The 12,590-nt window shown below is 72.2% G+C and carries 12 protein-coding genes and 1 riboswitch; of the genes, 6 read left to right on the forward strand and 6 right to left on the reverse strand.

Annotation, left to right across the window (positions count from 1 at the left end; translation table 11 throughout):
- Positions 1-203: 203 nt before the first annotated feature.
- On the forward strand, positions 204-1,643 hold the full coding sequence (locus OHB13_RS08275; protein ID WP_328376570.1) for a phytoene desaturase family protein: 1,440 nt from the start codon (positions 204-206) through the stop codon (positions 1,641-1,643).
- A 75-nt stretch (positions 1,644-1,718) separates the two neighbouring features.
- Here OHB13_RS08275 and OHB13_RS08280 read toward each other — a convergent pair whose 3' ends face one another.
- The 5 genes from OHB13_RS08280 to OHB13_RS08300 form a co-directional block, all read right to left on the reverse strand.
- Complete coding sequence (locus OHB13_RS08280; RefSeq protein WP_328376572.1) at positions 1,719-2,756, reverse strand: hypothetical protein; 1,038 nt, start codon at positions 2,754-2,756, stop codon at positions 1,719-1,721.
- A gap of 50 nt (positions 2,757-2,806) precedes the next feature.
- Positions 2,807-3,724 carry a methylenetetrahydrofolate reductase [NAD(P)H] gene (gene metF / locus OHB13_RS08285; protein WP_266857890.1) on the reverse strand — a complete coding sequence of 306 codons (918 nt, stop codon included), beginning with the start codon at positions 3,722-3,724 and terminating at the stop codon, positions 2,807-2,809.
- Between the two features lie 186 nt (positions 3,725-3,910).
- A complete protein-coding gene (thiE, locus tag OHB13_RS08290) occupies positions 3,911-4,573 on the reverse strand; it encodes a thiamine phosphate synthase (protein ID WP_328376575.1) in 663 nt (220 codons plus the stop codon).
- Positions 4,574-4,703: 130 nt separating this feature from the next.
- Complete coding sequence (locus OHB13_RS08295; RefSeq protein WP_266857886.1) at positions 4,704-5,069, reverse strand: Rv2175c family DNA-binding protein; 366 nt, start codon at positions 5,067-5,069, stop codon at positions 4,704-4,706.
- Positions 5,070-5,134: 65 nt separating this feature from the next.
- On the reverse strand, positions 5,135-6,316 hold the full coding sequence (locus OHB13_RS08300; protein WP_328380242.1) for an NAD(P)/FAD-dependent oxidoreductase: 1,182 nt from the start codon (positions 6,314-6,316) through the stop codon (positions 5,135-5,137).
- Between the two features lie 133 nt (positions 6,317-6,449).
- A riboswitch (TPP riboswitch) is annotated at positions 6,450-6,562 on the forward strand.
- Here OHB13_RS08300 and thiO point away from each other — a divergent pair.
- From thiO to OHB13_RS08325, 5 genes are all read left to right on the forward strand, one after another.
- A complete protein-coding gene (thiO, locus tag OHB13_RS08305) occupies positions 6,560-7,762 on the forward strand; it encodes a glycine oxidase ThiO (protein WP_328376576.1) in 1,203 nt (400 codons plus the stop codon). (Overlaps the previous riboswitch by 3 nt.)
- 2 nt (positions 7,763-7,764) lie before the next feature.
- A complete protein-coding gene (thiS, locus tag OHB13_RS08310) occupies positions 7,765-8,010 on the forward strand; it encodes a sulfur carrier protein ThiS (protein WP_328380243.1) in 246 nt (81 codons plus the stop codon).
- A gap of 7 nt (positions 8,011-8,017) precedes the next feature.
- Entirely contained in the window at positions 8,018-8,812 is a 795-nt protein-coding gene (locus tag OHB13_RS08315; RefSeq protein ID WP_328376578.1) for a thiazole synthase, read from the forward strand.
- A gap of 196 nt (positions 8,813-9,008) precedes the next feature.
- On the forward strand, positions 9,009-10,952 hold the full coding sequence (gene pknB, locus OHB13_RS08320; protein ID WP_328376580.1) for a Stk1 family PASTA domain-containing Ser/Thr kinase: 1,944 nt from the start codon (positions 9,009-9,011) through the stop codon (positions 10,950-10,952).
- A gap of 7 nt (positions 10,953-10,959) precedes the next feature.
- Entirely contained in the window at positions 10,960-11,811 is an 852-nt protein-coding gene (locus tag OHB13_RS08325) for a deoxyribonuclease IV (protein WP_266857874.1), read from the forward strand.
- Positions 11,812-11,864: 53 nt separating this feature from the next.
- Here the strand turns inward: OHB13_RS08325 and OHB13_RS08330 are convergent, their stop codons facing one another.
- Entirely contained in the window at positions 11,865-12,497 is a 633-nt protein-coding gene (locus OHB13_RS08330; protein WP_266857872.1) for a sulfite oxidase-like oxidoreductase, read from the reverse strand.
- Between the last annotated feature and the right edge of the window lie 93 nt (positions 12,498-12,590).

Consider the following 12,590-nt stretch of genomic DNA (forward strand, 5'->3'; position numbering starts at 1 on the left):
CGTACTCGTCGGGGGAGCCGCGCCGTTCCGCCGCCCCGTGTCGGCAGTGCCGGCGCTGCGCCCCTTCCGTGTCCCACACTCTGCCGTCTTCGCAGGTGGGGGCCCATCCGCGTAACTACTCATCTCTGCCTCTAGGTACGGATACTCAGACGTGTGTGCGCCACCCCACCGGGGGCGCGCAGGGCACCGATAAAGTTCCCGCCATGGCACGGATTGCGGTGATCGGCGCCGGGATGGGCGCCATGGCGGCTGCCGCCCGGCTGGCTGTGGCAGGCCACCGGGTGACGGTGTACGAACGTACGGCGACCCACGGCGGGGCGGTGGGCCGCTTCGCACGCGACGGCTTCGCCTTCGACACCGGGCCCGGACTGCTCCAACTTCCCGCCGTCTACCGCGACTTGTTCGTGAAGACGGGCCGTGAACCGCTGGAGCAGTGCGTCGAACTCGTGCAGGTGGACCCGGCGAGCCGCCATCTCTTCGACGACGGGACCGACGTCGTGCTGCCGAACGCCTCACGCGCCGGGGCCGTCGCGGCCCTGGACGCGGCGCTGGGCGGCGGCGCGGGCGCCCGCTGGGGTGCGTTCCTCGACCGGGCGCGGGAGACCTGGGACAGGACCAGGCGCCCGCTCCTCGAAGAGCCGCTGCCCGCCGATCCCGGCCCGCTCGGCCGCGATCCGTACCCGGCGCTCAGGACCGGGCTGCTGCGGCGCGGCACGTCCACGCTCGGCGAGATCGGCGGCAGGGAGCTGCGGGATCCGAGGCTGGCAGCCCTGCTGGCGAGCTACGCGCTGTCCTACGGTTTCGATCCGCTGACCGCGCCGGCGTCGGCGGCCGTTCTGCCGTACATGGAGCAGACCTTCGGCAACTGGTACGTGCGCGGGGGGATGCGCGCGCTGGCGGACGCGGTGTACGCGCGGTGCCTGGCGCGGAAGGTCGAGTTCGTGTTCTCGGCCGAGGTCACCGGCGTACGCGAGAAGGACGGCCGGGCCTGTGGTCTGGAGCTGGCCGACGGGAGTGGCGTCGATGCCGATCAGGTGGTCGCGGGCGCCCCGTTGCCGTCGGCCCACGAGCGGCCGCACCGGGAGACGGACCTGCGGACCGGACGGTTCGTGGTCTGCCTCGCGCTGCGCGGGGACCGGGAAGCGGGCACCGTCCACCGCACCGTGGTGCACCGGACGGAGCGCGCCCTGCCGATGGTGACGGTGCTGCGCCCGGACGATCCGGCGCTGGTCCCCGGCCCGGGTCACGAGTCCCTCACGCTGACGGTCACCGTGCCGGTCACCGGCGGGACCGTCGGCGGCGCGCAGGAGTGGGCCACCGAGGAACACGCTGCGGCGTTCGCCGACCGGGTGGTGGCAGCCGCGGAGACCGCCGTGCCCGGGCTGCGCGAGCGCGTGCTGTGGCGCGAGGTACGGACCCCCGCCGACACCCTGCGGGAAACCGGTTCGCTCCGGGTACCCGGGCCCGCCCTGGCCGGTGCGCAGGGGCAGTTGCTGCCCGCCCCCAACCGGTCGCCGCTGCCCGGCCTGTATCTGGCGGGCGGCTGGTCGCACCCGGGCGGCGGACTCGCTCACGCCGGAATGTCCGGGGCGCTGGCCGCCGGGCTGATCGTCGAGGGCGAGGGGTTCCGCGGCTCGCAGTGAGCGCCCGGCGGACGGCGCGGCACCGGCCGCCCGCGCCGGGTCGGTGCGTCCCGCGCCCGGCGCCGCCGCCGGCTCTCAGTACCGCTGCTGCTCGTTGTAGCCGTTGTGACCGCTCTGGTACGGCGGCTGCCCCGGGGGCTCGGGGTGCTCGGGGTACTCGTCGTACTGCGGGGTGTACGGGGCGCCGTACGCCGGTTCGGTGTCGCGCTGCTGCGGGACCCAGACCCCGCCGGGCGGGGTGTCGTTGGCGTACTGGTCCGCGTACGGATCGGTGTACTGCTGCTGGCCTCCGTAGGAGGCTCCGTACTGGCCCGCGCCGATGTACGGGTCCGAGTAGGCGGAGTACTGCTGCTGCTCGCCGCCGTAGCCGTACTGGCCGTCGTACGACTGGCCGTTCTGGCCGTTGCGGTCGTAGCCGGAGCCGTACTGCGCTCCGGTTCCGTACGCCGTGTCGCTGTATATGCCGTACTGGCCGGTGTCGTCGGGCATCGGCTGCGGGGCGTAGACGCCGGCGGCCATGGGCTCGGGGGTCTGCGACTGCGGGGAGCCGGCGGAGTCCGCGGTGTGCGGCGGGTAGGCGGATCCGTCGTAGCCGGAGCCTTCGTCCGTCCCGTAGCCGCTGCCGCCGTACGCGGGCTGCCCGTAGCCGTCGTGATCCTGGTCCTGGCCGTGGCCGTGCTGCGCGAAGGCGTCCTCGTGGCCGCCCCGCTGCGTGCCGTCCGGCTGTGTGCCGTCCAGCTGGTCCTGGCTGCCCGGCTGCTCCTGCCCGGGCTGCTCGTACTCCAGGTCCGAGACTTCGAGTACCGGGTCCTTCGCCGCGCTCCCGCCGCGTGCCCTGCGCCGTTTCTTCTCCCGGGGTGCGCCCTTTATGGCCCAGCCGGTCGAGAAGCCGCGCCGGAAGGAGAGCGTGACGTACAGCTGGCCGACGGCGAACGCAATGGCCCCGACCACGATCACCGGCACGGAGTGCAGCAGCACACCGATGACCACGCCGAGGAATCCGGCGAAGGCGAGCAGCCGCCAGCGCAGCCTGGCCTTGTACTGGAGGAGCACTTCGCCCAGCAGCCACAGCGCGACGAATGCGAACCCGACATAGAGGACCGTCCAGCCCATGTACGCCCCTCTCTGCGGCCACCGCCCCGTGCGGGGGGCGGATGTGCCGGTCAGGACTGCTTGTGCAGTCCGAGATTCTCGTAGATTTCGAGGGTCGCGGTGGAGTTGTTCAGCGTGATGAAGTGCAGCCCAGGGACATCCTCGGAGAGCAGCCTCGCGCAGAACTCCGTAGCGAACTCGATGCCAATGGAGCGTACAGCGGCCGGGTCGTCCTTGACCGCGTGGATGCGCTCTTTCAGGTCGGACGGGAAGTGTGCGTTGCTGAGCTGTGCGAACCGGTCCAACTGCCGCACATTGGTGATCGGCATGACTTCCGGAATGACCGGGGTGTCGCAGCCGGCGGCGACGACCCGCTCGCGCATCCGCAGGTAGTCCTCCGGGTCGAAGAACATCTGGGTGATCGCGTAGTCGGCACCGGCGCGGCACTTGTCGGTGAAATGCCGGATGTCGCTCTCCCAGTTCTCCGAGCGCGGGTGCATCTCGGGGAAGGCCGCGACGCCGACGCAGAAGTCGCCGGACTCCTTGATCAGCCGGACCAGGTCGGCGGCGTACATGACGCCTTCCGGGTGCTTGACCCACTCGCCCATCGGGTCACCGGGCGGGTCGCCGCGCACGGCCAGGATGTTGCGGATTCCGGCGTCCGCGTACTGGCCGATGATGTTGCGGAGCTCGGCGACGGAGTGGTCGACGGCCGTGAGGTGCGCGACCGGGGTGAGCGTGGTGTCGGACGCGATCTGCTCGGTGGCCCTGACCGTGCCCGCACGCGACGAACCGCCCGCGCCGTAGGTCACGGAGACGAAGCTGGGTGCCACCGCCTCGACGCGGCGCAGCGCGTTCCACAGGTTCCGCTCGCCCTTCTCGGTCTTGGGCGCCCAGAACTCGAAGGAGTACAGCGTCCTGCCGGTCGCGAGCAGGTCACGCACGGTCGGGGCGTGGTCGGTTCTGGTGGATGAGGTGCCGAAGGCCATACGGGCAGATTAGTCAGGGCTTGCCGCTACCCCAACCACGCCGGGACCTTATGACCGATTTGCGAGATAGTTGTCCACCCATCGGACACTTCCCGGATCCTCCGGAACTGCCGCGTCCGCTTCCCTGCCGGGCTCACCGCCCGGCCCCCTGCCGAATCCCCCCTCCGGGACTCCCGGCCCGGCTCCCTATCCGGCTTCCTGCCCGGTACGGGCCCGGACCCGGGCGGCGAGAGCAGCAGCGGCGGCGGCCGGGTCGTCCGCCTCGGTGATCGCGCGGACGACCACCACTCGGCGCGCTCCCGCGTCCAGCACCTCGTCCAGGTTGCCCGCGTCGATCCCGCCGATCGCGAACCAGGGGCGCGAGGTGGTGAGCGCCGCCGCGTACCGCACGAGGCCGAGCCCCGGTGCGTACCGTCCCGGCTTGGTCGGGGTGGGCCAGCAGGGGCCGGTGCAGAAGTAGTCCACGCCCGGCTCCGCGACGGCCGCGTCCACCTCGGACTCGGCGTGGGTCGAGCGGCCGATGAGCACGTCGGGGCCGAGCAGGGCACGGGCCGCGGGCACCGGCAGGTCGCCCTGGCCCAGGTGCAGCACGTCGGACGCGATGGCGTGTGCGACATCCGCCCGGTCGTTGACCGCGAGCAGCTTGCCGTGCCTGCGGCAGGCATCGGCGAAGACCTGGAGGTGGTCCAGCTCCTCGGCCGCCTCCATGCCCTTGTCCCGGAGCTGGACGATGTCCACGCCGTTGGCCAGGACTGCGTCCAGGAACTCGGGCAGGTCCCCCTGGCGCCTGCGCGCGTCCGTGCAGAGGTACAGGCGGGCATCGGACAGCAGTGCGGGTGCGGTGGACATCGGGCGTTCCCCCCATGGACGGCGGCGGGCTGCCGGGCCGTTGGACAGCTGGGCGGCCGGACAGCGATGGACCGCGGTGTACGGCCCGGGGCAGGCCCGGTCCGTACACCGCGAGGTGATCACACTCTGCTCAGAGGGCGAGCGCCTGGGCCCGGCGCTTCACCTCCGTCCCGCGATTCTCGCTCAACGCCTGCGCGGGCGTGCCGGGCAGGGTCTCGTCGGGGGTGAAGAGCCACTCCAGCATCTCCTCGTCGCTGAAGCCGTCGTCCCGCAGGAGCGTCAGGGTCCCGGAGAGGCCCTTGACCACTTTGGTGCCGTCGATGAAGGCGGCGGGCACCTGGAGCGCCCTGTTCTCACCACGGCGTACGGCGATGAGCTTGCCGTCCTTGACCAGCTGGCGTACGCGGGTCACCTCGATGTCGAACATCTCGGCGATATCGGGGAGGTGCAGCCAGGCGGGGATGAGAGCATCGGTTTTTGCGTCAATCTCGGTCACGGGACAAGCCTGCCATCCCGCACTGACAGCCGATACCCGGACTCAGCCCTTCAGGGCGCGCGCCGTCACGGTCGGCTCACCTCCCGGCGGACCGCCGACTTGAGCGGCACGGCGGGGTCGGCGGCGCGGACCGGGTCCACCGGGGCTCCGGACTCGATGAGCTTGCGGCCCTGGGCCAGGTCCCGGGGCCTGCCGACGGCGAGCACCGCGACCAGCCGCTCCTCCCGCAGCCAGCAGACCGACCAGGCCGGACCCGACGGGTCGCCGCGCCGGATCAGGGTGTCGGCGGCCGCGTGGTGTCCCGCGTACTGGACGAAGCGGCCGAACTGCTCGGACCAGAAGTACGGCACCGGGTCGTAGATCTGCGGCGTCTCGCCGATCACGTCAGCCGCTACCGTGCGCGGCCCCTGGAGGGCGTTGTCCCAGTGGTGGACCAGCAGCCGCTCGCCGTACCGGCGGGAGGGGAAGGACGCGCAGTCGCCGACCGCGTACACATCGGCGACCGAGGTGCGCAGCCGTTCGTCGGCCGTGACCGAGCCGTCGGCGCCCAGCGCGATGCCCGAGCCGGCCAGCCAGCCGGTCGCGGGCCTGGCCCCGATGCCGACGAGGACGGCCCCGGCCGGCAGCCGCCGCCCGGACTCCAGGACCACGGCGCCCGGCTCGACACGGGCCACGCGCGCGTGGGTGACGAGTTCGGCTCCGCTGTCGGCGTACCAGTCGGCCATGGGCGCCGCGATCTCGGCCGGCAGCGCCCCGGCCAGGGGCCGGCCGGCCGCCTCCACGACCGTCACGGCGCACCCCGCCTCGCGGGCGGCCGTGGCGAACTCGGCGCCGATCCAGCCCGCGCCGACCACCACGACGTCCCGCCGCTCGGCGAGAACGGCACGCAGCCGCCCCGCGTCGTCGAGGGTGCGCAGCAGATGGACGCCGGGGACGCCCTCGCTGCCGGGCAGCGTGACCGGACCGGCGCCGGTGGCGACGACCAGCGACCCGTACGGGACGGGGCCGCGCGCGGTGTCCAGCTCCCGGTCGTGCGGGCGTACGCCGGTCACCTCGCACCCCAGCAGCAGCTCGACCCCGAGCGCGCCGAAGTCGACGTCGAAGGCGGAGCCATCGGCCTTGCCGAGCAGCACGGACTTGGAGAGCGGCGGTCTGTCGTACGGCTGGTGGGGCTCCTCACCGATCAGCGTGACGGGTCCGGTGAAGCCCTGGTCCCGCAGGGCGACAGCGGTCTGCACTCCGGCCATGCCCGCACCGGCGATGACGACGTTCCTCGGCTCACTCACCCGGTCACCATAAACAGCTGACACACCGTCAGGACAGGGGGCCGCCCGGGGACGCCTTACGGGGCGGCGGGGACCGGGGTTAGGCTGGCCGGGCTGAACCACTCGCGGGAGTCCGGGCGCACCGGGCTGAGAGGGAGGCTGGACGGCCTCCGACCGTACGAACCTGATCCGGGTCATGCCGGCGAAGGGAGGGGCTGGACGCCCATGCACGCACACCACTCCAACCAGCACGCGCACCGCGCCGACACCTCGGACGCGCTGCCGGACGTACTGGTCGTCGGGGGCGGGATCATCGGTCTCGTCACCGCCTGGCGGTCGGCGCAGCGCGGGTTGCGCACCGCGGTCGCCGACCCGCAGCCGGGCGGCGGAGCCGCACAGGTCGCGGCCGGCATGCTGGCGGCCGTCACGGAACTCCACTACGGCGAGCAGGTCCTGCTCGGGCTGAACCTGGAGTCCGCCCGCCGCTATCCGGCGTTCGCCGCCGAGCTGGAGGAGGCTTCAGGACAGGATCTCGGCTACCGCTCCTGCGGCACCCTCGCCGTGGCGCTCGACCTCGACGACCGGGCACATCTGCGGGAGCTGCACGCACTTCAGCGCCGCTCGGGCCTGGAGTCCGAGTGGCTCACGGGGCGCGAGTGCAGGCGCCTCGAACCGATGCTCGCGCCGGGCGTACGCGGCGGGCTGCGGGTGGACGGCGACCACCAGGTGGACCCACGACGGCTGGCGAAGGCGCTGCTCACCGCGTGCGAGCGGGCCGGGGTCGTCTTCCACCGCGACCGGGCCGAGCGTCTGACGGTGGAGCGCGGCCGGGCCACCGGTGTGGTGCTCGCCGACGGCGTCGCGCTCAGCGCCGGCCAGGTGGTGCTGGCGGCCGGCAGCCGCAGCGGACAGCTCGCGGGCGTACCGGACGACGTGCTTCCGCCCGTACGCCCGGTCAAGGGGCAGGTGCTGCGGCTGACGGTGCCGCCGGTGTACGCGCCGTTCCTCAGCCGGACCGTCCGGGCGGTCGTCCGGGGCAGCCACCTCTATCTGGTCCCGCGCGAGAACGGCGAACTCGTGATCGGCGCGACCAGCGAGGAGCTGGGCTGGGACACCACGGTCACCGCGGGCGGGGTGTACGAACTGCTCCGCGACGCCCATGAGCTGGTGCCCGGCATCACCGAACTCCCGCTCACCGAGACGATCGCGGGGCTGCGTCCCGCGTCGCCCGACAACGCGCCGCTGCTCGGCCCGAGCGCGCTGCCCGGCCTTCTGCTGGCCACCGGCCACTTCCGCAACGGTGTGCTGCTCACCCCCGTCACCGGCGATGTGATGGCCGAACTGCTCACCACCGGGGAGCTGCCCGCCGAGGCCCGCGCCTTCACTCCCCGGCGCTTCTCCCCCGTACAACAGGAGCAGTCCGCATGAACATGCCTCCCACACCCACGGACGTGCCGCCGGCCGATGCGCCGCCGGTCGCTGTGTCGGTCAACGGCGAACCCCGCAGGATCGCGCCGGGCACCACCCTCGATGTGCTGGTCACCGGCCTCACCAGCGCTCCGTCGGGGGTCGCCGCCGCGGTCAACGAGACCGTCGTACCCCGGGGCCTGTGGTCCCGCACCCCGCTCGGCGACGGCGACCGCGTCGAGATCCTCACCGCAGTCCAAGGAGGCTGAACCGGACATGGCAGATGATTCCCTCACTCTCGCGGACGCCGTCTTCTCCTCCCGGCTGATCATGGGGACCGGCGGTGCGCCGAGCCTCGACGTGCTGGAGAGGTCCCTGATCGCGTCGGGCACCGAACTCACGACGGTCGCGATGCGCCGCCTCGATCCCACGGTGCAGGGCTCGGTCCTCTCGGTGCTCGACAAGCTCGCCATCAAGGTGCTGCCGAACACCGCCGGCTGCTTCACGGCGGGCGAGGCGGTCCTGACCGCCCGCCTGGCCCGCGAGGCGCTGGGCACCGACTGGATCAAACTGGAGGTCGTGGCGGACGAGCACACCCTGCTGCCCGACCCGGTGGAGCTGCTCGACGCCGCCGAGACACTGGTCGACGACGGCTTCACGGTCCTGCCGTACACGAACGACGACCCGGTCCTGGCCCGGCGGCTGGAGGAGGCGGGCTGCGCGGCGATCATGCCGCTCGGCTCCCCCATCGGCTCCGGGCTCGGAATCCGCAACCCCCACAACTTCCAGCTCATCGTGGAGCGGGCCGGAGTGCCGGTGATCCTCGACGCGGGGGCCGGTACGGCGTCGGACGCGGCGCTGGCGATGGAGCTGGGGTGCGCGGCCGTGATGCTGGCGTCGGCGGTGACGCGCGCGCAGGAGCCGGAGCTGATGGCGTCGGCGATGCGGCGGGGCGTGGAGGCGGGCCGGCTCGCGTACCGGGCGGGCCGGATCCCCCGGAGGCACTTCGCCCGGGCGTCGTCACCGGAGGAGGGCCGCGCGGCCCTCGATCCGGAGCGGCCCGCCTTCTGACTTCTGAGAGGCGCGCGGCCCTCCACCGGAGCGGCCCGCGTTCCAGGGCCTCCCGCTCGGATCGGGCGGGGGGCCGTGGAGGGGTGTGATGCCTTCCCCGCGGCCCCCGCCCGCCCTGTCACAGCTCGGCTTCAGTCGCGGCCGATTCACCAGGACGGCTTAGGCCCTGTCAGCGCCGACTCGTACACTCGCCAGCGTGGATACGACGCTTGGTGACCCGCAAGCCCCGCTCGTCGGGCAGCTGCTCGACGGCCGCTACCGGGTGGACGCGTGCATCGCCATCGGTGGCATGGCCACGGTCTACCGGGCCGTCGACACCCGTCTGGACCGGGTGGTCGCCCTCAAGGTGATGCACCCCGCGCTGGCGGTCGACGCCACGTTCGTGGAGCGGTTCATCCGCGAGGCCAAGTCCGTCGCACGCCTCGACCACCCCAATGTGGTCGGCATGTTCGACCAGGGCGCGGACGGCGCGCATGTCTATCTGGCGATGGAGTACGTCGCCGGGTGCACGCTGCGCGACGTCCTGCGCGAGCGGGGCGCGCTGTGCCCCCGCGCCGCCCTGGACATCCTGGAGCCGGTGCTGGCCGCACTCGGCGCCGCACACCGGGCCGGATTCGTCCACCGCGACATGAAGCCGGAGAACGTCCTGATCGGGGACGACGGCCGGGTCAAGGTCGCCGATTTCGGCCTCGTCCGGGCCGTGGACACCGAGACGAACAGCACGGGCACCATCCTGGGCACCGTCTCCTATCTGGCCCCCGAGCAGATCGAGCAGGGCACGGCCGACACCCGGGCGGACGTGTACGCCTGCGGTGTGGTGCTGTACGAGATGCTGACCGGCGCCAAACCGCACAGCGGCGACACCGCCGCCCAGGTCCTCTACCAGCACCTCAACGAAGGCGTGCCCGCGCCGTCCGCCGCCGTACCGGGGCTCGCCGCCCGGCTGGACGGCCTGGTGGCGAGCGCCACCGCCCGGCACCCCGATGACCGGCCGTACGACGCCGTGGCGCTGCTCGGCCAGGTCCGTGAGGCCCGCGCCGCACTGAGCGACGCCGAGCTGGACGCCGTACCGCCGCAGGCGCTCCCGAGCGGGCCGATGGACTCCCGGGCGGCCGGGGCCGGCTCTTCCGAGGACCGCACGGATGTGATCCGGCGCCCGCTGCCCGCCGCGGGGATCAACCGGACCAGCCGTCTGGTGATGCCCCCCGCGGAGGAGCCCGAGCCCGGACGGCAGCCCGTGCGCCGCGGCCGGCGGACCCGCCGCGGTCTGGTCGCGTCGGTCGTCGCCGTCCTTCTGGTACTGGGGGTCGGCGCCGGTGTCTGGTACATCAACTCGGGCCAGTTCACCCGGGTCCCCTCACTCCTCGGCCAGCCCGAGAAGGCCGCGAAGTCGCGGCTGTCGGCCGCCGGTCTCGACGTGAAGAAGACCGAGCACAAATTCAGCGACACCTACGACCGCGGCCAGGTCATGAGCAGCAGTCCGGCGTCGGGCGCCCGCATCCGGGACAACGACGCGGTGTCCCTGGTCGTCTCGCGCGGGCCCGAGATCGTCCGGGTGCCGCACGTCGGGGGTGAGCCGCTCGCACGGGCCCGGCAGGATCTGACGAAGGCCGGACTGGCCTCCGGCATGGTCACCAAGGAGTTCAGCGAAGACGTCGACCGCGGCAAGGTGATCCGTACGGACCCGGCGTCCGGCACCCGGCACGCCGGTTCGGCGATCGCCCTGGTCGTCTCCAAGGGCGCCCCGGTCGACGTACCGGATGTCACGGGCGAGTCCCTGGAGGACGCCCGCGCCGACCTGCAGGACGAGAACCTCAAGGTCGTGGTCGCACCGGGGCGGATCAACTCCCCCGAGGACGCCGGGCAGATCGCCAAACAGTCACCCGCCGACGGAGCCCGGGCGGCGGAGGGCGACACCGTCACGCTGACGGTGTCCAAGGGCCCCCGGATGATCACCGTCCCCGATGTCACGGGCGACAACGTGGACGACGCCAAGAGCGCGCTCACCGACAAGGGCTTCAAGGTCCATGTCGACAAGCCGTTCCTGTCCTTCAGCGACACCGTCGACACCCAGTCCGTCGACGGCGGCAGCCAGGCCCCCGAGGGCAGCACCATCACCATCAAGACCAAGGGACTCTGAACACACCGTGCGCAACCCCATCGGCGGCCATGTCCCCGTGGCCGGCGGCCTCGCCAGGGCCGGACTGTCCTACGCCCGTGAACTGGGCGCGGAGACCGTGCAGGTCTTCGTGGCCAACCCGCGCGGCTGGGCCACCCCCACCGGGAACCCGGACCAGGACGAGCAGTTCCGCAAGGAGTGCGCGAACGAGTCGATCGCGGCCTATGTGCACGCGCCGTATCTGATCAACTTCGGCTCGCACACGGCCGCGACCGTGGAGAAGTCGGTGGAGTCCCTGCGCCACTCACTGCGCCGGGGCCGGGAGATCGGCGCGCTGGGCGTCGTCGTGCACACCGGCTCCGCGACCGGCGGCCGTCCGCGGTCCGAGGCGCTCGCGCAGGTCCGTACGCATCTGCTGCCGCTGCTCGACGAGCTGACCCACGACGACGACCCGTTCCTGCTGCTCGAATCGACGGCGGGCCAGGGCTCCTCGCTCTGCTCACGTACCTGGGACTTCGGCCCGTACTTCGAGGCGCTCGACTCCCACCCGCGGCTCGGCGTCTGCCTGGACACCTGCCACATCCACGCGGCCGGGCACGACCTCGCGGGTCCCGGCGGGATGGACCAGACCCTGGACCTCCTCGTGGACACCGTCGGCGAGGGCAGGCTCAAGCTGATCCACGCCAATGACTCCAAGGAAGCCACGGGCGCCCACAAGGACCGGCACGAGAACATCGGCGCGGGTCACATCGGGGCGGAGCCGTTCCGGGAACTGCTCGCCCACCCGGCGACCGAGGGGGTGCCGCTGATCATCGAGACACCCGGCGGCAAGGAGGGGCACACGGCGGACGTGGCCCGCCTGAAGTCGCTCCGCCTCTGAGGAAGCCCCTGAATAATTCCGCTGAACGGTTCCACCGCCGGTGAGCAGCCCGCTCAGAGCTCGGGGCCGTCGCCGGGGCCTTCCTGGTACGAGTAGCGCTGCTCCTGCCAGGGGTCGCCGAGATTGTGGTACCCGCGCTCCTCCCAGAAGCCACGGCGGTCCGCGGTCATGTACTCGATCCCGCGGACCCATTTCGGGCCCTTCCAGGCGTAGAGCTTCGGTACGACGAGACGCAGCGGGAACCCGTGCTCGGCGGTCAGCAGCTCACCGGCCTTGTGGGTCGCGAAGAGAGTCTTCGCATCTGTGAATTCTGCCAGGCGCAGATTGGCGCTGTAGCCGTACTCGGCCCAGACCATCACATGGGTGACCTGGGGCGCGGGCGGTGCCAGCTCGACCAGGGTCCGGGCCCGTACGCCGCCCCATTCGGCCGACAGCATGGAGAACTTCGTCACGCAGTGCAGGTCGGCGACCACGGTGGAGAACGGCAGAGCCGAGAACTCCTCGTGGTTCCAGCAGTGCTTCTCACCGTCCGCGGTGGCGCCGAAGACCCGGAATTCCCACCGGTCGGGCTTGAATTTGGGGACGGGGCCGTAGTGCGTCACCGGCCAGCCGCGCTGCAGCCGCTGCCCCGGCGGGAGCTCGGACTGCACCGCTCCCTGTTGCTCCCGGCTCTCCGGCTGACCCATGCATCCATGGTGACAGACCTCGCGGGGTGGTCATGACCAGGTCTGCACCGATGAGGTCAACTCGTACTAAGCCTGCACTTACTGGACTGCCCC

Origin of the sequence: Streptomyces sp. NBC_00440, assembly GCF_036014215.1 — a bacterium.
Lineage (GTDB): Bacteria > Actinomycetota > Actinomycetes > Streptomycetales > Streptomycetaceae > Streptomyces.

Coding starts and splice junctions, on each gene's coding strand:
- OHB13_RS08330 (WP_266857872.1), bottom strand. CDS start 12,497: ATGGGTCAGCCGGAGAGCCGGGAGCAACAGGGAGCGGTGCAGTCCGAG.
- OHB13_RS08300 (WP_328380242.1), bottom strand. CDS start 6,316: ATGGCCGGAGTGCAGACCGCTGTCGCCCTGCGGGACCAGGGCTTCACC.
- thiS (WP_328380243.1), top strand. CDS start 7,765: ATGCCTCCCACACCCACGGACGTGCCGCCGGCCGATGCGCCGCCGGTC.
- thiO (WP_328376576.1), top strand. CDS start 6,560: ATGCACGCACACCACTCCAACCAGCACGCGCACCGCGCCGACACCTCG.
- metF (WP_266857890.1), bottom strand. CDS start 3,724: ATGGCCTTCGGCACCTCATCCACCAGAACCGACCACGCCCCGACCGTG.
- OHB13_RS08275 (WP_328376570.1), top strand. CDS start 204: ATGGCACGGATTGCGGTGATCGGCGCCGGGATGGGCGCCATGGCGGCT.
- OHB13_RS08315 (WP_328376578.1), top strand. CDS start 8,018: ATGGCAGATGATTCCCTCACTCTCGCGGACGCCGTCTTCTCCTCCCGG.
- OHB13_RS08280 (WP_328376572.1), bottom strand. CDS start 2,756: ATGGGCTGGACGGTCCTCTATGTCGGGTTCGCATTCGTCGCGCTGTGG.
- thiE (WP_328376575.1), bottom strand. CDS start 4,573: ATGTCCACCGCACCCGCACTGCTGTCCGATGCCCGCCTGTACCTCTGC.